The organism is Arthrobacter sp. C9C5, from assembly GCF_013359735.1.
Lineage (GTDB): Bacteria > Actinomycetota > Actinomycetes > Actinomycetales > Micrococcaceae > Arthrobacter.
On the sequence record NZ_JABFMX010000015.1, the window covers coordinates 42,627 to 60,973 of the forward strand.

Genomic DNA, 18,347 nt, shown 5'->3' on the forward strand with positions numbered 1-18,347 from the left:
AACCGGTACCCTTAACAGGTGAGTTTGACCATTCCTTCCCCCGCCGCCGGCGGAGCCCCTTATCCGGATGAGACTGCCCCGGCCCGTACCTACCAGGTGCGGACCTTCGGCTGCCAGATGAACGTGCACGACTCCGAGCGGATGTCCGGAATGCTCGAAGCCGCCGGTTACGTCCGCTCCGAAGGCGAACTGGCCGACGTCGTCGTCTTCAACACCTGCGCGGTGCGGGAAAACGCCGACAACAAGCTCTACGGCAACCTCGGCATCCTCCGCCCGGTCAAGGAAGCCAACCCCGGCATGCAGATCGCCGTTGGCGGCTGCCTGGCGCAGAAGGACCGCGAAACCATCCTCAAGAAGGCGCCCTGGGTCGACGCGGTCTTCGGAACCCACAACGTCGGCGCCCTGCCCGCCCTGCTGGACCGCGCACGCCACAACGACGAGGCGCAGCTGGAAATCCTGGAATCGCTCGACGTGTTCCCCTCGACCCTGCCCACCAAGCGCGACTCGGTCTATTCGGGCTGGGTCTCCATCTCGGTCGGCTGCAACAACACCTGCACGTTCTGCATCGTTCCCGCGCTGCGCGGCAAGGAAAAGGACCGCCGGCCCGGCGACATCCTCGCCGAGATCCAGGCCCTCGTCGACGACGGCGCCATCGAGGTCACACTGCTGGGCCAGAACGTGAACTCCTACGGCGTCGAGTTCGGCGACCGGCAGGCGTTCTCCAAGCTGCTGCGGGCCTGCGGCGAGATCCCCGGGCTGGAGCGCGTCCGGTTCACCAGCCCGCACCCGGCCGCCTTCACCGACGACGTCATCGACGCCATGGCCGAGACCCCCAATGTCATGCCGCAGCTGCACATGCCCCTGCAGTCCGGCTCGGACAAGGTGCTCCGGGAGATGAAACGGTCCTACCGTTCCACCAAGTTCCTCGGCATCCTGGACAAAGTCCGGGAGAAGATTCCGCACGCCGCCATCTCCACCGACATCATCGTCGGGTTCCCCGGTGAAACCGAGGAGGACTTCCAGGCCACGCTCGACGTCGTGGAAAAGTCCCGCTTCGCCACCGCCTTCACCTTCCAGTACTCCAAGCGGCCCGGCACGCCTGCCGCGGAACTCCCGGACCAGCTGCCGAAGGCCGTGGTCCAGGAACGCTTCGAACGGCTCACCGCCCTGCAGGACCGGATCGCGGCCGAGGAAAACGCCCGCCAGCTCGGCCGCCGCGTCGAGGTCATGGTCACCGCGCAGTCGGGCCGAAAGGCCGGGGAAACCCACCGCCTCTCCGGCCGCGCGCAGGACCAGCGCCTGGTGCACTTCTCCGTGCCGGCCGGCGCCGAAACGCCCCGCCCCGGAGACCTCGTCACGGTGACAATCACCGAGGCCGCGGCGTTCCACCTCGTCGCCGACCCGGCCACTGCGGACGATTACAGCCTGCGCCGCTCCCGCGCCGGCGACGCCTGGGACCGGTCCCAGGCCGATTCCTGCGGCGCTCCGGCCGCCGGCGGAGCCGGTAGCGGGTCGGGAGGCACGTCCGGCGTTTCGCTCGGCATGCCGAGCCTCCCGGTCCGCGCCCGCTAGCGCCGTGGCCGCCCCCGCCCCGCACGACGGCCCCGACACCGCCGGCACCTCCAACGTTTCCGCGACGCCGGGAAGCCCCGGCGCCGCCGGATCGACACCGCCGGTCATCGCCGTCGTCGGGCCCACCGGCTCGGGAAAGTCGGATCTGGCTGTCTCGCTGGCACTGGCCCTCGACGGCGAGGTCGTCAACGCCGACGCCATGCAGTTCTACCGCGGCATGGATATCGGCACGGCCAAGATCACCGCCGCCGAACGCAGGGGAGTGCCCCACCACCTGCTGGACATCCTCGATGTGACCGAGGAGGCCAGTGTCTCGGACTTCCAGCAGCAGGCGAGGGCCGTGATTGCGGACATCCACGCCCGGGGCAAACGGGCCATCCTCGCCGGCGGTTCCGGCTTGTACGTCCGCGCCGCCCTGGACGTGCTCGAATTCCCCGGAACCGATCCCGCCATCCGGCGCCGCCTCGAAGCGGAGGAAGCAGCGGCCGGCCTCGCCCCGCTGCGTGCCCGGCTGCAACTCGTGGATCCGGTCTCCGCCGGGCGGCTGGGCGACGCACGCCGTGTCATCCGGGCACTGGAGGTCTTCGAACTGACCGGCCGGCCGTTCAGCTCCTTCATGCCCAGCCGGGAGTACTTCCAGCCGGCCGTGCAGATCGGGCTCCAGGTGGACCGCGAACAGCTGCGGGCACGCCTCGCCGCCCGCGTTCACGCGATGGTGCAGCAGGGGCTGCTGGCCGAGGTCCGGCGCCTCGACGCCGAAGGACTGCGCCGCGGCAAGACCGCCTCGCGAGCCTTGGGCTATGCGCAGTTCCTGAAAGTCGTCGACGGCACGTCGGCCCCGGAGCAGGCCGCCGAAGAAACCATTGTCGCAACCCGGCAGTTCGCCCGGCGCCAGCTCACCTGGTTCCGCGCTGACCCCCGGATCAGCTGGCTTGACTGGCAGGACCCCGGACTGCTGGCGAAGGCCACCGCGCTGTCCCGCTAAAGATCTCCCGCTAGGGATCCCTCCGCTGCTCCGCCTGCGGCTTCCACCGCTGCGGCTTCTGCCGGGGTGGCGGGTGTCACGGTTCCGTCCCGGCCCGGCCGGAACGGTAACCTTGGAGCATGGACGAAACCCTTGCCGCGGCCGCTGACCACCACGCTGCTTCAGACACTGCCGCGCTCGGCGGCCTGAAGTTCTCGAAGGGCCACGGAACCGGCAACGACTTCGTCCTGATCGCGGACCCCAACGGTGCCCTCTCCGTCACCCCGGAGCAGGTCGCGGCCCTCTGCGACCGCCACCGCGGCATCGGCGGCGACGGCCTCATCCGCGCCGTTCCCTCCCGGCTGCTCGCCGAAGGCCGGGAGCTGCTCGCCGACCACCCCGGAGCCGAATGGTTCATGGACTACCGCAACGGAGACGGCTCGCTCTCGGAAATGTGCGGCAACGGCGTCCGCGTCTTCGTCCACTTCCTCATCAATGAGGGACTCGTCGACCTGCCGGCCGGCGAGTCGCTCACCATTGGAACCCGCGGCGGTGCGAAGACCGTGGTCCGGACGGCGGCTGGCTACGCCGTGGACATGGGTCCCTGGGAGTTCATCTTCCCGGGAGAAGCCACCGCGCGGGCCATGGATTCGCTGGTCAGCGCCGACGGACTGGAAGTCGCCAGGCCCGCGCTGTCCGTAAGCATGGGAAACCCGCACACCGTGGTCGCGCTGGCGGAACTCTCGGAACTCGACGCCACGGAACTCTTCAGGGCACCCCGCGTAGACCCGGTGCCGCCGCACGGGACCAACGTTGAGTTCGTCGTGCCGTCCGAGCCGCTCGTTCACGACGGTGTCGGGACCATCACCATGCGCGTGCACGAACGGGGAGTGGGGGAGACCCTGTCCTGCGGGACCGGCGCCTGCGCCGCCGCCGTCGCGATCCGGCACTGGGCCGGCCAGGGCGCTCCGGACACTTGGAACGTTAAGGTTCCCGGCGGCGTCGTCGGCGTGAAATTCTTCCTCGCAGCGGACGGCCACGAGCATGTGGAGCTTAGCGGCCCCGCCGTGATCGTTGCTAGCGGGACGCTTTCCTGACCCGCAGGATCCGGAAGGATTTTGACGTGCTCTCGCGGGTGACGGTGAAGCTGCTGTCGAGTTCCGCGGTGAGCCAGCGCTGAAGCGAATCCGAACCAAGGTTCTTCTGCACCACCAGCCAGGCCGACCCGCCCGGGGCAAGGCGCGGCAGCCAGAGCAGCAGCAGGGCGTGGAGTTCGTCCTTGCCGATCCGGATGGGCGGGTTGGACCAGATCGTGTCGAAGCGCAGTTCCGGGTCGACGTCCCCGGGTGCGCTGGCCGTGACATTCTCCAGCCCCAGCAGGGCCGCATTTTCATTCGTCAGCGCCACGCAGCGCTCATTGACATCCACCGCATAAACCCGGGCATGCGGCGCCCTCAGGGCCATGGTCAGCGCGATCGGCCCCCAGCCGCAGCCGATGTCCAGCAGGTTCCCCTGCGGTGCCGGGGCCGGGACGTCTGCAAGCAGGACGGCGGTTCCCTTGTCGATTCCATCCGGGCTGAAGATCCCCGAGGACGTCTGCAGTTGCCGCTGCTCGCCGGCAAGCTCCACGGTCAGTGGCTTGCGGGTGAACGGCCCGGCGGGCTGGGCGCTGAAATAGTGTGCAGACTCCATAACTGGCCAGATTAGTTGGCGGTCCCGCGGTATGGGAAACCGGCCTGGACACGCCGGCGACCCGCACAGCCCGGCCGCGCCGGGGCCACGGCACGGTCTGCTAATCTTAAATACATGATCCTGAACTTCAAGTAACCGGCACGGGCCTTCGATTCGTAGTCGAAAGTCCCGTCCCCGCAGCGACGCAGGTAGTTACCTTCCGCTCAGTGCGCCCCCTCCGTGATGCAATGCATCACCCGCTGGCGCCAGATGACTTGGAGTCAAGCCTTGAAGCCAAAGGGCTTTAAACCAAAACAGTGCCCGGCAGCAGTTGCCGCAGTGCTGAACGGACCGTTTCTCCCCGCCACACGGCGCCATCAGACGCCATTCCCCTCCCATATCCACCGCCCCGCTCCCTTGTTTAGCGCTTCACCAGGGAGCCCCGCCCGGCCAGCGGCGCCGCAGCCGCCAGGCAACCCAGGAGGCACGGATGACCAATAGTCGTCAGCCCAGCGCGAATACCGCGCCACGAAACACCGAACAGCACTATTCTGAAGTTGCAGACCCTTCAAAGGAGACCATGACCAGTCAGCCCAACACCGGACCCGATTCAGCCGCCCAGGACATGAGCCCTGCGGAAATCCAGGCTGTCATCGACCGGATCCTCTCCAAAGATGCCCCCGCCCCGAAGGCCGGACGCAGCGCCGACGCCGGGCACCCCGGCGAGTCCAAGGCGGTGTTCGGCAAGGCCCAGGCGATTTCGCGGCTGGATGAGGAACACAGCAGCTACGACGGCGACCAGCAGGACCTCGAGGAGCGCCACGCGCTGCGCCGAACCGCCGGCCTGTCGACGGAACTCGAAGATGTCACCGAAGTCGAATACCGGCAGCTGCGCCTCGAGCGCGTCGTGCTCGCCGGGCTCTGGACCGAAGGCACCCTCGCCGACGCCGAAAACTCCCTGCGCGAACTGGCGGCCCTCGCGGAAACCGCCGGTTCCGAGGTCCTCGACGGTCTCGTCCAGCGCCGCGCCAAGCCCGACCCTGGCACCTTCCTGGGCTCCGGCAAGGCCCAGGAGCTCAAGGACATCGTGATGTCCACCGGCGCAGACACGGTGGTGGTCGACGCCGAGCTCGCCCCGTCCCAGCGCCGCGGCCTGGAAGACATCGTCAAGGTCAAAGTCATCGACCGCACGGCCCTGATCCTGGACATCTTCGCCCAGCACGCCAAGAGCCGCGAGGGCAAGGCCCAGGTGGAACTGGCGCAGCTCGAATACCTGCTCCCGCGCCTGCGCGGCTGGGGTGAGTCGATGTCGCGCCAGGCCGGTGGCCAGGTGGGCGGCGCCGGAGCCGGCATGGGTTCGCGCGGCCCCGGTGAAACCAAGATCGAGCTGGACCGACGCCGGATCCGCACCCGGATGGCCAAGCTGCGGCGCGAAATCGCCGCGATGAAGCCGGCCCGGGAAACGAAACGGGCCAACCGCCGTCGTAATGCCGTGCCGTCGGTGGCGATCGCCGGCTACACCAACGCCGGTAAGTCCTCGCTGCTGAACCGCCTGACCGACGCCGGCGTCCTGGTGGAGAACGCGCTGTTCGCCACCCTGGACCCGACGGTCCGCAAGGCCGAAACCTCGGACGGCCTGGGCTACACCCTAGCCGACACCGTGGGCTTTGTCCGCTCGCTGCCGACCCAGCTCGTGGAGGCCTTCCGCTCCACCCTGGAGGAGGTCGCCGACTCGGACCTGATCCTGCACGTCGTCGACGTCTCCCACCCCGATCCGGAGGGCCAGATTGCGGCCGTCCGCCAGGTGTTCAGCGAAGTCGACGCCCGCAAGGTGCCGGAAATCATCGTCCTGAACAAGGCCGACGCCGCCGACCCGTTCGTGATCGAACGGCTCAAGCAGCGCGAACCGCGCCACGTTGTGGTCTCGGCACGCACCGGGGAAGGCATCCCGGAGCTGCTCAAGGCCATCAGCGAGGGCATTCCGCGGCCCAGCGTGAAGATGGAGCTGATGATCCCGTACAACCGCGGGGACCTGCTCAGCAAGCTGCACGAGACCGACGCCGAGATCATCAGCCTCGACCACGAGGAGACCGGCACCCGTGCCGTGGTGATGGTGCGCGAGGGGCTCGCGGCCGAACTGGATTCCTTCGTCAGCAATGACTGAACCAGCGGTGGCCGAAGGGGCGGCCGCGCCGTCCGAAAGCAGCCCGTCCGAAAGTGGCCCGTCCGGCGACGGCCCGGCTAAGAGCAAGGCTAAAGGCGGCCCGTCCGGCGAGCAGTTCGTGGTTGAACTGCTCGACCGGGCGGTCGCCGGCATGGGCGGCCAGAGCCGCGACGGCCAGCACGAAATGGCCCGGCAGGTGGCGCGCGCGATCGAGACCGGCGACCACCTGCTGGTCCAGGCCGGCACCGGCACCGGCAAGTCCCTGGCCTACCTGATTCCGTTGATCGCCCACTCGCTGGTCAGCGACAAGCCCACCCTTGTCTCCACCGCCACCCTGGCACTTCAGACCCAGATTGTCGGCAGGGACCTGCCCCGGCTCCTTAAGACCATTACCCCGGCCTTGGAGCGGCCGGTGAAGGTCGCATTGGTCAAGGGCCGGTCCAACTATGTCTGCCGCCATAAGCTCGAAGGCGGCTTCCCCTCCGAGGAGCCGTCCGAGGGCCAGCTGTTCTCCCTCGGCGAGGACACCTCCGTGCCGCACTTCGCCGCCGCGATGGGCGGCCCGTCCTCGCAGCTCGGGAAGGAAGTGGTCCGGCTCCGCGACTGGGCCGAGGACACCCAGACCGGGGACCGCGACGAGCTCATGCCGGGCGTGACCGACCGTGCCTGGCGGCAGGTCTCCGTCACCTCGATGGAGTGCCTGGGCGCGCAGAAGTGCCCGCTCGCCGCCGAATGCTTCAGCGAACTCGCCCGCCAGAACGCCGCCGACGCCGATGTGGTGGTCACCAACCACGCCATGCTGGCGGTCAGCGCCTTCGAGGGCCTTGCCGTGCTGCCCGAATACGACGTCGTGGTGGTGGACGAGGCTCACGAACTGCAGGACCGGGTCACGGGCGCCGTGTCCGGCCAGCTGTCCGTGGCCATGGTGCACGCCGCCGCCTCCGGCGCCCGCAAGCACACCGGGATCACCGTGGATGCGCTCAATAACGCCGCGTCCAACCTTGAACTCGCCATCGAGGGCGTTCCCAGCGGGCTGATGCCGAACGGACTGAACAGCGAACAGCTCGACTGCGTGGACCAGTTGCGCGACGCCTGCCGCGCCGCGCTCTCCGATTCCAAGGGGGACAGCGCCAGCACGGCCGACGGCGGCCGGCAGCTTGCACGGTCCCGGCTGATGGTGATCCTGGAACTGTGCGAACGGCTCCTGGCCGCCAAGGAGAACCGCGAGGTGGTGTGGTTCTCCCGCAACAGCAGCTTCGACCCGCAACAGGGCTACTCGCAGCCCGATGACTCGGCGCCAGCCCTGATCAACATCGCCCCGCTCAGCGTCGCCGGTCGGCTGCGCGAGGGGCTGTTCGCCGACCATACCGTCGTCCTGACGTCGGCAACCCTGGCGATCGGTTCGGCCTTCGAGCCGGCGGCCGGAGGGCTCGGACTGGTGGGCCCGGGCGCACCCAGCTGGACCGGCGTCGACGTCGGTTCACCCTTCGAATATCCGAAGCAAGGCATCCTTTACGTTGCCAAGCACCTGCCCAAGCCGGGCCGGGGAACATCCCCGGAAGCCCTCGATGAGCTCGAAAAGCTGATTCGCGCCTCCGGCGGCGGTGCCCTGTGTCTCTTCTCTTCCCGGCGCGCCGCCGAGGAAGCGGCCGAGGCGATGCGTCCCCGGCTGGGCCTGAGCATTTTCTGCCAAGGCGAGTCGACCATGACCGCGCTCGTGAAGCAGTTCGCCGATGAGCCGGACACCTGTCTCTTTGGCACCATGTCGCTTTGGCAGGGAGTCGACGTGCCCGGGAACTCCTGCCGCCTGGTAGTGATCGACAGGATTCCGTTCCCGCGGCCGGACGATCCGTTGATGACCGCCCGCTCCCGGGCCGTGGCCCAGTCCGGCGGCAACGGCTTCATGAGCGTCTCGGCGACCCATGCGGCGATCCGCCTCGCCCAGGGCGCCGGCCGGCTGATCCGTTCGACGTCGGACAAGGGCGTGGTCGCGGTCCTTGATTCCAGGCTGTCCACCGAACGGTACGGGGCGTTCCTCCGGGCCGCCCTGCCCCCGTTCTGGCCCACCACCGACCCATCGGTGGCCATGGCCGCACTGGAACGCCTCGCCAAGGAGAGCCCGGCCAAGTAGGCGCCAACGCGAGAGGCCCCGTCCGGAACTGCGGACGGGGCCTTCGAGCTGCCGGGAGACGGGCCAGCCGGGCGGCCGGCCGGAGTGGTGTGGCCGGGGGCTACAGGGAGCGCAGCACCGAGACGACCTTGCCCATGATGACGGCATGGTCGCCGAGGATCGGCTCGTACTGGGTGTTCTGCGGGAGCAGCCAGGTGTGGCCGTCCCGTTGGCGGAACGTCTTGACCGTGGCCTCGTCGTCGAGCAGGGCGGCAACGATGTCCCCGTTGACGGCATCGTTCTGACGCCGGACGACCACCCAGTCGCCGTCGCAGATGGCGGCGTCGATCATCGAATCGCCCGCCACCCGGAGCATGAACAATTCGCCGTGGCCCACCAGTTGGCGCGGCAGGGGCATCACGTCCTCCACCACCTGGTCGGCCAGGATCGGACCGCCGGCGGCGATACGGCCCACAAACGGAACCATCGCGGTGTCCGTGGCGCTGGCAAGCTCCGAGACGGCGAGGCCGCCGACAGCCCGTAGGCCGCTGGACTTCTCCACGCCGGAAATCCTGGTTGTGCCCTCATCCAGTGTCAGCGGCATGAGCACTTCCATGGCGCGCGGCCGCTTGGGGTCCCGCCGCAGGTAGCCGAGCTTTTCCAGTTGCGAGAGCTGGTGGGTGACGCTGGAGAGGCTGGCGAGCCCGACGGTGTCGCCGATCTCGCGCATCGAGGGCGGGTAGCCGTTGTCCGTCACGGAACGCTGGATGGTCTCCAGGATCTTCTTCTGCCGGACGGTCAGGCTTTTCGGCGCCCGGCCGGTCTGGGGGCTGCGCTGGGAAGCCCTCCCGCCGGCGGCTTGTGCTGCCATGTTCGCCATGCCTTTCCATTCCGCCCGGCCGCTGTGGCTACCGGGACCTGCCGAGCTGAAAATGTCAGACCCCGCTGATCAACTGATGTTCATCAACACAAGTGGTTGTCCTGTGATTCAAAAGTAGGCCAGCCTGCAAGGTTTTTCAAACATTTGTTCTAGCGAGTCTCGACAATGTTCGTTCATAAGTGCTAAAACAGGAACAGCAAAGTTCGAATATGTGTTCGAAGCTTCACCCTCGGGCCGGTCCGCTAGTTTCGGTTCTGTGTTCGAAGTTTCGTGTTCGAGGGTTCGCATTCGAAGGTTTTGCGTTTGACGGTTAGGCCGGTTGGCGGCAGGTACGAGGAGTACGCCGGGCGGCACAGATAAGTCCAGGAGGGCTCAGCTCATGTCAGCAGTAAGCGCTATTTCCGGTTCGCTGGTTTCCATTCCCGTGCAGGCCGCACCGGCGGCACCCGCCCGGCAGGCTCCGCTGCGGCTGACCCGCCGCGGCCGGTTCGTCTTCTTCGGGCTGCCGCTGGTTCTGCTGGCCGTGCTCGTCCTCTCACTGTCCGGCTTCCTGAATGCTCCGGCCAAGGCCGCCGACTCGGCCGCGGAGCTCTCGCTCACCCCGACGGTCACCGTCACGGTCCAGCCGGGGGAGTCTCTCTGGGCCATCGCCGGCGCCGTGGCTCCGGAGCGCGATCCCCGTGACGTGGTCGCCGACATCGTTCAGCTCAACAACCTCGGAGCCGCCCGCGTGATCCCCGGCCAGCAGCTCTACGTACCCTCCAAGTAAGCCGCACCCGGGCGAATGGCGCGCCGTGCCATCGGTGCCGTGGGGCGCCCCTTCGCGGTCACAGTTTCGGGGCGGGGCCGGGTCTCACTTAAACTGGGCAAGTGACTGACCAGCTAGAGCGCCTCAACCGACTGCCCCTCCGGACCAATCTGCGGGGACTGCGCCCCTACGGTGCGCCCCAGCTGGATGTCCCCATCCTGCTGAACGTCAACGAAAACACCCACGGCGTCCCGGCCGACGTCCGCGCCGCCATCGCCGAAGCCGTGACGGAGGCCGCTGCGGGGCTGAACCGGTACCCGGACCGCGAGTTCACCGAACTGCGGGAAGCCCTCGCCGAGTATCTCGGCCACGGACTGGACGCCACCAACATCTGGGCGGCCAACGGCTCGAACGAAGTCCTGCAGCAAATCCTCCAGGCCTTCGGTGGCCCGGGACGCACCGCGCTCGGCTTCCCTCCCACCTACTCGATGTACCCCCTGCTCGCCGCCGGCACGGACACCGAATACATCGTCGGAGTACGCGCCGAGGACTACGGGTTGAGCGCCGAATCGGCGGCCCGCCAGGTCCGGGAGCTGAAGCCCAATGTCGTCTTCCTCTGTTCGCCGAACAACCCCACCGGCACAGGCCTGGGGCTCGACGTGGTCGAGGCGGTCTACGAGGCCGGAGAAGCAAGCCAGACCATTGTCATCGTCGACGAGGCGTACCACGAGTTCGCCCACGACGGCACGCCCAGCGCCCTGACGCTGCTGCCCGGCCGGGAGCGGCTGATCGTCTCGCGCACTATGAGCAAGGCCTTCGCCCTGGCCGGCGCCCGGCTTGGCTACATGGCGGCGGCACCGGAGGTCACAGATGCCCTGCGCCTGGTCCGCCTCCCGTACCACCTCTCCGCCATCACCCAGGCGACGGCGCTGGCCGCCCTGCGCCACCGGGTGGCCCTGATGGCCGACGTCGAGGACATCAAGCGCCAGCGGGACCGGATCGTGACGGAGCTGACCCGGATGGGCCTCAAGCCGGCCGCCTCGGATTCGAACTACGTTTTCTTCGGCGGCCTCGAGAACCCGCACGAGACCTGGCAGGGTCTGCTCGACGCCGGCGTGCTCATCCGCGACGTCGGCATCCCCGGCCACCTCCGCGTGACCGCCGGAACTGAGACGGAAACCACAGCGTTTCTGGAAGCACTGGAACGGATCCTGACCGGCCACGAAGTAGAGTCCGCCTAGACTTAAGCCAGGACCCACGCACACCGCCCCGTTCGCCGGGCGCCCGCCTCATCCAAAGGACACCCACATGAGCAACACCGGATCAGCCGCTGCCCGGACCGCACGCATGGAGCGGACCACCAGCGAATCCTCCGTCCTGGTCGAGATCAACCTGGACGGCACCGGCGTCTCGGACATCAGCACCTCGGTGCCGTTCTACGACCACATGCTGACCGCGCTGAGCAAGCACTCCCTGATCGACATGACGGTCAAGGCCACCGGCGACACCCACATCGACGTCCACCACACCGTGGAAGACGTCGCCATCACCTTCGGCGAGGTCCTCCGCACGGCGCTGGGCAACAAGGCAGGCATCCGCCGCTTCGGCGAGGCCACGGTCCCGCTCGATGAGGCGCTCGCGCAGGCCGTCGTCGACGTCTCCGGCCGGCCTTACCTCGTGCACGCCGGCGAACCGGCCGGCCAGGAATACCACCTGATCGGCGGACACTTCACCGGATCCCTGACCCGGCACGTCTTCGAGGCGATCACCCTGCACGCCGGGATCTGCCTGCACATGAACGTCACCGCCGGCCGGGACCCGCACCACATCGTCGAGGCCCAGTTCAAGGCCTTCGCCCGTGCGCTCCGGGCCGCCGTGGAGCCGGACCCGCGCGTCGAGGGCATTCCCTCCACCAAGGGCGCACTGTGACCGGCAAGGTGCTCCGGGACGGCGCCATCATCAACCCCGACGCCGCGAGGAAGCCGGCTTCGCCGGAGGGCAAGCCCACCGTCACCGTGCTCGACTACGGTTCCGGCAACGTCCGCTCGGCCGTCCGCGCCCTGGAACGCGCCGGGGCCGAGGTCATCCTCAGCTCCAAGCCCGAAGACGTGCTCAACGCCGACGGGCTGGTTGTCCCCGGCGTCGGTGCCTTTGAGACCGTCATGAACGAGCTCAAGGCCGTTGACGCCGTGCGCATGATCGGCCGCCGAGTCGCCGGCGGCCGGCCCGTGCTCGCGATCTGCGTGGGGCTGCAGGTCCTGTTCGAAGCCGGCGTGGAACACGGCACCGTCGCCGAGGGCATGGGGGAGTGGCCCGGCAAGGTCGAGCTCCTCCCGGCCGAGGTCGTACCGCACATGGGCTGGAACACGGTCACCGTGCCGGAGGGCTCCCGGCTCTTCGCCGGCGTCGAGAACGAGCGCTTCTACTTTGTGCACTCCTACGGCGTCCAGCACTGGGACTTCGACGTGATCCAGCCGCGCATGGCGGCCCCGCTCGTCACCTGGTCCGAGCACGGCGCCCCGTTCATCGCGGCGGTGGAAAACGGCCCGTTGTGCGCCACCCAGTTCCACCCGGAAAAGTCTGGCGACGCCGGTGCGCGCCTGCTGCGCAACTGGGTCGACAGCCTCCGTGGCGGCGCCAAAGCCGGCGCCGGCCAGGCCGGCACCCCGGAACAGAACGCCTAGATGTGGTCCATAGTCCTGATGGGCCTTGCCGGCCTGCTGGTCGGCGGCGCCTTGTCCTTCCGCCAGCAGAAAAGCCCGCTGTGGGTCCAGATCGTGTTCTACTTCCTGGCCGGCATGTCGCTGCTGGCCGCCTGGCTCTTGACCCTGCCGGGGAACTGACCGGCCTGCAAACGCGCTCCCTTTCCCGACCCGCCGCCCCAACACCGTGAGGACCCTACGATGACCACCGAAACCCCGCTGCCGGTACTCGAGCTGCTCCCCGCCGTCGATGTCGTCAACGGCCAGGCCGTGCGCCTGGTCCAGGGCGAAGCCGGCAGCGAAACCAGCTACGGCACGCCGCTGGAAGCCGCGCTCAACTGGCAGGAACAGGGGGCCGAATGGGTTCACCTCGTCGACCTCGACGCCGCCTTCGGCCGCGGGTCAAATGCCGAACTCTTGCGGGAGGTCGTGGGCCGGCTGGACATCAAGGTCGAGCTCTCCGGCGGCCTGCGCGACGACGAGTCCCTGGAAAAGGCCCTGGACCTCGGGGTCGCCCGGGTGAACCTGGGCACCGCGGCGCTGGAGAACCCCGAGTGGACGCAGCGGGTGATCGAGCGCTTCGGCGACAAGATCGCCGTCGGCCTCGACGTCCGCGGCACCACCCTCGCCGGCCGCGGCTGGACCAAGGAAGGCGGCGACCTCTGGGAGGTCCTCGGCCGCCTCGAGGAGGCCGGCTGCGCCCGCTACGTCGTCACCGACGTCACCAAGGACGGCACGCTGCAGGGCCCCAACGTGGAGCTGCTGCGCCAAATGGTGGAGAAGACCGGCAAGCCCGTCGTGGCTTCCGGTGGCATCTCCAGCCTCGAGGACCTTTTGGTCCTGCGCTCCCTCGTGCCGCTCGGCGTCGAGGGCGCCATCGTCGGCAAGGCCCTCTACAACGGGAACTTCACGCTGCCCCAGGCCCTCGACGTTGCCGGCCGCCGCTAGGCACATCCCAGCCATGGAGCACAGCACCCAGCCCGCCGGGCGGCCGTTACCCGGGCATATTGCTGCCGCCCTCGCGCGTGCCGGCGGGGCGACGGACTCGGCCGGGCAGCCCTGGGCGGGCCGCAGCCTCAGCGGTGACGACGCCAGGATCCACAACTTCGAGGACGACGACGGCGCCGCCGACGCCGGCTACCTGGCCGCCTTGGCCGCCCTGGCCGCCGGCCAGGGCGACGAGGCATCGGTAGTGGCATCCCTGGCGACCGCACGCGTCTTCGTGCCGATCCTCGCCCGGCTCGTCGAAGAAGGCGAGGCTGTGATCGGCCAGGAAGGCAAGGAACAGCACGGCGGTGAGCTGCACGGGGACAAGCAGGCGGACATGGCCCTGGTAACCCTCAAGGCACCCGACGGCCGGACTGCGCTGCCGGTGTTTACCTCGGCCGAAGCCCTGGCCGCGTGGCACTCCGAGGCCCGGCCCGTGGCGGTGTACGCGGCACGCGCCGCGCTCTCCGCCGTTGCCGAGGGCGCCGAACTGCTGGTGCTGGACCCCGGCTCCGCCGCCACCTTCGTGGTGCGCCGCCCGGCCGTCTGGGCGCTGGCCCGGCAGCACGCCTGGACGCCCAGCTACAGCGATCCGGCGGTAGCGGAAGCGGTCGAAGCGGCCGCGGCCGGTGTTGCGGCCCTCCGCCGCGTGGAAATGCATCCCGGCGCTGGCGTTGCGTCGGCGCAGGCCGGCGGCAGCCAGCTTCCCGGCGGCGGCGCCGGTCCGGAGCTGCGCGTGGTGCTGTACCTTGAAGACGGACTCAACGCCGCAGCGGTGCAGTCCATCGTGGCCGGCCTCAACGATGCCTGGGCCCGGAATGAAACGTTTGCTGAACGGGTTGACTCGATCGAAATCAAGTTGCAGCGCGCAGCTCAATAGCCGACGGCCAGTGCGGAGACATCCCGGGGCTGCCGAAGGCAGTACTCAAAGGAATGCAGTTTCGTGAATTTCGCGCTTTACCGGGACCTGCTGGCCGTGAGGCCCATCAGGAACCTCCTGCTGGTCGGCATGGTCGCCCGCATCCCGCACTCCGCCGCAGGCGTGCTGTTGACCCTCCACATCGTCCTCACCCTGGGCCAGGGCTATGCCGCGGCCGGGGCGGCTGCCGCTGTCATGACGATTGGCATCGCCGTCGGCGCCCCGTGGCGCGGCCGCCGCGTGGATACCGTGGGCCTGCGGAGGGCGCTGATCCCGTCCGTCGTCTCCGAGACCGTCATCTGGTCGATCGTGCCCCACGTCAGCTATGAGCTGCTGTTGCCGCTGGTCTTCGTGGGCGGCCTGCTGACGCTGCCGATCTTCAGCGTCGTGCGCCAGTCGCTGGGAATCCTGGCCAGCGGGGAGCAGCGGCGGACGGCTTTCGCCCTGGACGCGATCAGCACCGAACTGGTCTTCATGATCGGCCCCGCCGCAGGTGCCCTCGTCGCCACCGCGGGCTTCTCCGTGCTGGGCCTGACCGTGGTGGGGGTCGCTACCTCCCTGTCCGGCCTGTTCCTGATGTGGATCAACCCGCCCACCCGCAGTGCCGCGCCCGGCGTCGAACCGGATCCGGCGTTCGAGGCGAGCCAGCAGATGGGTGCCGAGACGGCCCTCGTCGCCGCGGCGCCCCACGTCCAGGAGGCTGCAGCGGAACTGGCGCCGCTGGCTGCCGCGGAACAGCGGCGGCAGGGCCGGCTCGGGTTGCGGCACAAGGTCATCCACAACTTCGCCTGGTTCACGGCCGCCGTCGCGGCGGTCTTCGCCGTCGCAGCCGGGGCGGGCATGGTGCTCAGCGGCACCGACGTCGGAATTGTCGCCGCACTGCAGACGGGCGGCCATCAGGCCGAAATCGGCATCGTTTTCCTGTTCTGGTGCGCGGCATCGGTGCTGGGCGGCCTGGTCTACGGCGCCATGCACCGGCCTGTCTCACCGGTCCTGCTGTTGCTGGGCATGTCCGCACTGACCCTTCCGATGGCGTTCGCACAGGACACCTGGACGCTCGCACTGCTCTCGCTGCTGCCGGGCCTGTTGTGCGCACCGGTGCTCTCTGCAGCCTCCGAGAAGGTGGCCGAACTGGTCGAGGAGGGCCGCCGCGGCGAGGCGATGGGTTGGTACGGCTCGGCCCTCACCGGCGGCGTGGCGCTCGGCGCCCCGCTGGCCGGGCTCTTCATTGACGGCGTGGGCCCGGGCGCCGGCTTCGTCTCGGTGGGACTGGCCGGCGTCGTGCTGTGCCTCGTGGGCCTGGTCCTGCAGCACCGCCGACGGCGGCGGCTCGCCGCAGCCTGACCTGCCGCAACCCTGCCAACGGAGGAGTTAACGCCGGCGGCGGGCGGACCGATGTGGTCCGCCCGCCGCCGTCGTCGTTGCCTGCTGGCTGTGGGTGCTCAGCGTGTCCCGGCAGATGGGGCCTTGTTTACGGGCCCTAGTTGACGGGCCCTAGTTGACGGCGCCGGTGTACTTCTCGCCCGGACCCTTGCCCGGCGCGTCCGGAATGGCGGATTCCTCGCGGAAGGCCAACTGCAGGGACCGCAGGCCGTCGCGCAACGGGCCGGCATGCTGGGAGCCGATCTCGGGGGCCGCGGCGGTGACCAGTCCGGCGAGGGCGGTGATCAGTTTGCGCGCCTCATCCAGGTCCTTGAGCTCTTCGGCGTTGTCCTCGGCGGCCAGCCCGAGCTTCACTGCGGCGGCACTCATCAGGTGCACTGCGGCGGTGGTAATGACTTCGATCGCGGGGACCTCGGAGATGTCGCGGATCTGCTGGGAAACATCGGCCTGGGCATCGGCCGGCTGGTAAACGTGTGAATTACGCTCTGGTGTGCTCATGCTGGTAAGCTTGTCACAGACCAACTGAATGTCGTTATTTCTGCAGAAGTCCACAAACGGAACAGAGACCCGGCGGCGCCACGTGCGTTGAGCCGGTATCTTTCTGTAGGATTGGTTTTCAGTTTGCAAGCGGAGTTCTCTCCCACCCGCGTCAGCCGCGAGTATTCCCTAGGAATCAAGGTTGCCGGGTACCTGGTCGGGCATTTTCTCCGGGCATTACGCCTGGCGGGTATGCATGCCGCCTCCTCGCGAGGACGGCAGTACCGATCTTTGAGGCCTTCGATTGCTCCGGCAATTGGAGGCCTTCTTCATTTGCCGGCGGAGTACCCCTCACGAACACAGGAGCTTTAACATTAGCGAGCCAAGAATCAATGAGCGTATCCGCGTCCCCGAGGTGCGGCTGGTCGGCCCTGCAGGCGAACAAGTAGGCGTCGTCCGTATTGAGGATGCCCTGCGTTTGGCTGCCGAGTCCGATCTTGATCTCGTTGAAGTTGCACCGCAGGCCAAGCCTCCGGTGTGCAAGCTGATGGACTTCGGCAAGTACAAGTACGAAGCCGCCGTCAAGGCACGCGAAGCCCGGAAGAACCAGACCAACACGGTCCTGAAGGAAATCCGCTTCCGCCTGAAGATCGACACCCACGACTACGAGACGAAGCGCGGCCACGCGCTCCGCTTCCTCGGCGCCGGTGACAAGGTCAAGGCCATGATCCAGTTCCGCGGCCGTGAGCAGCAGCGCCCCGAGATGGGCATCCGCCTGCTCCAGCGCTTCGCTGACGACGTCGCCGAGGTGGGCGTCGTGGAGTCAAGCCCGCGCATCGACGGCCGCAACATGGTCATGGTTGTCGGACCGCTGAAGAACAAGGCGGAAGCCAAGGCAGAGGCACGCCGTGCAACGCAGCGCGCAGAAGCCAAGGCCGAGAACGAAGCCAAGGCTTCGGGCGGAGGCCGCGTTGACACGTCCGGCCCCGAGGCACCCCTGACGCAGTCGCTTGCCGATCTTCTTCCGGAGGGCTACCAGGTCCGGACTGAGGCGCCCGAAGCCGAGGCAGCCGTGACGGAGGCTCCGGCAACGGAAGCCCCCGCCGCTGAGGCGCCCAAGGCAGAGGAAGCCGCGGCAGAGGCTCCGGCAACGGAAGCTCCCGCCCAGGAAGAGCCGAAGCAGGAGGCCCCCAAGGCCCCGAAGGCGGCTGCTCCGAAGCAGGCAGCTCCGAAGGCGGCAGCGAAGCCCGCAGTGACCAAGGCGCCCGCGGCTCCCAAGGCTGCAGCACCGAAGGCGCCTGCGGCACCGGCAACGCCGGCGGCCGAGAAGCCTGCACCGAAGCCGGTTGCGGCGCCGAAGCCGGTCGCCCGGCCGGCGGCTCCGAAGCCTGCGGCACGGCCGGCGGCCCCCAAGGCCGCCCCGAAGCCGGGCAGCAAGAAGACCAACTAGTTCACGGCTGACGGACAGCAATGTCCGGCAGCAAGCAACCAGCACGCCGCCCGCAGGGGTGGCTGCACGAAAGACTGCAGACCCCGTCTGCGGATACGTAAGGAGATCGGTTCCCATGCCGAAGATGAAGACCCACAGCGGTGCTAAGAAGCGCTTCAAGCTGACCGGTAGCGGCAAGCTGCGCCGCCAGCAGGCCAACCGCCGCCACTACCTCGAGCACAAGTCCTCCAGGCTGACTCGCCGCCTCGCCGGCGACAAGATCGTCTTCAAGGGCGACGCCAAGGTCATCCGGAAGATGCTCGGCATCTAAGTTCCAAGTT

At 68.5% G+C, this 18,347-nt stretch carries 18 protein-coding genes; 15 read left to right on the top strand and 3 right to left on the bottom strand.

What is annotated here, in order from left to right; genetic code table 11:
- The first annotated feature begins 18 nt into the window (after nt 1-18).
- From miaB to dapF, 3 genes are all read left to right on the top strand, one after another.
- On the top strand, nt 19-1,572 hold the full coding sequence (gene miaB / locus HNO80_RS12830; RefSeq protein ID WP_175323235.1) for a tRNA (N6-isopentenyl adenosine(37)-C2)-methylthiotransferase MiaB: 1,554 nt from the start codon (nt 19-21) through the stop codon (nt 1,570-1,572).
- A 106-nt stretch (nt 1,573-1,678) separates the two neighbouring features.
- A complete protein-coding gene (miaA, locus tag HNO80_RS12835; RefSeq protein WP_349627351.1) occupies nt 1,679-2,557 on the top strand; it encodes a tRNA (adenosine(37)-N6)-dimethylallyltransferase MiaA in 879 nt (292 codons plus the stop codon).
- Nucleotides 2,558-2,676: 119 nt separating this feature from the next.
- Nucleotides 2,677-3,633 carry a diaminopimelate epimerase gene (dapF, locus tag HNO80_RS12840; RefSeq protein WP_175323237.1) on the top strand — a complete coding sequence of 319 codons (957 nt, stop codon included), beginning with the start codon at nt 2,677-2,679 and terminating at the stop codon, nt 3,631-3,633.
- On the opposite strand, the gene HNO80_RS12845 is transcribed toward dapF, so the two are convergent.
- Nucleotides 3,614-4,228 (bottom strand): class I SAM-dependent methyltransferase, encoded by a 615-nt coding sequence (locus HNO80_RS12845; protein WP_175323238.1) that lies wholly within the window; start codon nt 4,226-4,228, stop codon nt 3,614-3,616. The two genes, dapF and HNO80_RS12845, sit on opposite strands and share 20 nt — an antisense overlap.
- A gap of 559 nt (nt 4,229-4,787) precedes the next feature.
- Here HNO80_RS12845 and hflX point away from each other — a divergent pair.
- Together hflX and HNO80_RS12855 are read left to right on the top strand one after the other, a co-directional pair.
- Nucleotides 4,788-6,371, top strand: coding sequence for a GTPase HflX (hflX, locus tag HNO80_RS12850; protein ID WP_175323239.1), 1,584 nt, complete (start codon nt 4,788-4,790; stop codon nt 6,369-6,371).
- Nucleotides 6,364-8,502, top strand: a complete 2,139-nt coding sequence (locus HNO80_RS12855; protein ID WP_283810500.1) for an ATP-dependent DNA helicase — start codon at nt 6,364-6,366, stop codon at nt 8,500-8,502. The genes hflX and HNO80_RS12855 overlap by 8 nt, the downstream gene beginning before the upstream one ends.
- 100 nt (nt 8,503-8,602) lie before the next feature.
- Here the strand turns inward: HNO80_RS12855 and lexA are convergent, their stop codons facing one another.
- The gene (lexA, locus tag HNO80_RS12860) at nt 8,603-9,352 is read right to left on the bottom strand and encodes a transcriptional repressor LexA (RefSeq protein ID WP_175323240.1); all 750 of its coding nucleotides are present in this window, start codon (nt 9,350-9,352) and stop codon (nt 8,603-8,605) included.
- Between the two features lie 388 nt (nt 9,353-9,740).
- Here lexA and HNO80_RS12865 point away from each other — a divergent pair, with 388 nt between their 5' ends.
- The 8 genes from HNO80_RS12865 (at nt 9,741) to HNO80_RS12900 (ending at nt 16,061) form a co-directional block, all read left to right on the top strand.
- Nucleotides 9,741-10,130 carry a LysM peptidoglycan-binding domain-containing protein gene (locus HNO80_RS12865; RefSeq protein WP_175323241.1) on the top strand — a complete coding sequence of 130 codons (390 nt, stop codon included), beginning with the start codon at nt 9,741-9,743 and terminating at the stop codon, nt 10,128-10,130.
- 101 nt (nt 10,131-10,231) lie between these two features.
- Nucleotides 10,232-11,350, top strand: coding sequence for a histidinol-phosphate transaminase (locus tag HNO80_RS12870; RefSeq protein WP_175323242.1), 1,119 nt, complete (start codon nt 10,232-10,234; stop codon nt 11,348-11,350).
- A gap of 67 nt (nt 11,351-11,417) precedes the next feature.
- Nucleotides 11,418-12,038 (top strand): imidazoleglycerol-phosphate dehydratase HisB, encoded by a 621-nt coding sequence (gene hisB / locus HNO80_RS12875; RefSeq protein ID WP_175323243.1) that lies wholly within the window; start codon nt 11,418-11,420, stop codon nt 12,036-12,038.
- Entirely contained in the window at nt 12,035-12,793 is a 759-nt protein-coding gene (gene hisH, locus HNO80_RS12880; protein ID WP_175323244.1) for an imidazole glycerol phosphate synthase subunit HisH, read from the top strand. The genes hisB and hisH overlap by 4 nt, the downstream gene beginning before the upstream one ends.
- Nucleotides 12,794-12,952: a CG2302 family histidine operon protein gene (locus HNO80_RS12885; protein ID WP_175323245.1), complete on the top strand. Its 159-nt coding sequence runs from the start codon at nt 12,794-12,796 to the stop codon at nt 12,950-12,952. It begins immediately after the preceding gene.
- 60 nt (nt 12,953-13,012) lie between these two features.
- Nucleotides 13,013-13,759 (top strand): bifunctional 1-(5-phosphoribosyl)-5-((5-phosphoribosylamino)methylideneamino)imidazole-4-carboxamide isomerase/phosphoribosylanthranilate isomerase PriA, encoded by a 747-nt coding sequence (priA, locus tag HNO80_RS12890; protein ID WP_175323246.1) that lies wholly within the window; start codon nt 13,013-13,015, stop codon nt 13,757-13,759.
- Nucleotides 13,760-13,772: 13 nt separating this feature from the next.
- Nucleotides 13,773-14,678, top strand: a complete 906-nt coding sequence (locus HNO80_RS12895; protein ID WP_175323247.1) for an SseB family protein — start codon at nt 13,773-13,775, stop codon at nt 14,676-14,678.
- A 63-nt stretch (nt 14,679-14,741) separates the two neighbouring features.
- Nucleotides 14,742-16,061, top strand: a complete 1,320-nt coding sequence (locus HNO80_RS12900) for an MFS transporter (RefSeq protein ID WP_175323248.1) — start codon at nt 14,742-14,744, stop codon at nt 16,059-16,061.
- A 150-nt stretch (nt 16,062-16,211) separates the two neighbouring features.
- Here HNO80_RS12900 and HNO80_RS12905 read toward each other — a convergent pair whose 3' ends face one another.
- Nucleotides 16,212-16,598 (bottom strand): DUF1844 domain-containing protein, encoded by a 387-nt coding sequence (locus HNO80_RS12905; protein ID WP_175323249.1) that lies wholly within the window; start codon nt 16,596-16,598, stop codon nt 16,212-16,214.
- 394 nt (nt 16,599-16,992) lie between these two features.
- On the opposite strand from HNO80_RS12905, the gene infC reads away from it, so the two are divergent.
- Together infC and rpmI are read left to right on the top strand one after the other, a co-directional pair.
- Nucleotides 16,993-18,027, top strand: a complete 1,035-nt coding sequence (infC, locus tag HNO80_RS12910; RefSeq protein WP_502707853.1) for a translation initiation factor IF-3 — start codon at nt 16,993-16,995, stop codon at nt 18,025-18,027.
- Nucleotides 18,028-18,142: 115 nt separating this feature from the next.
- On the top strand, nt 18,143-18,337 hold the full coding sequence (gene rpmI, locus HNO80_RS12915; RefSeq protein WP_009358635.1) for a 50S ribosomal protein L35: 195 nt from the start codon (nt 18,143-18,145) through the stop codon (nt 18,335-18,337).
- Nucleotides 18,338-18,347: the final 10 nt, after the last annotated feature.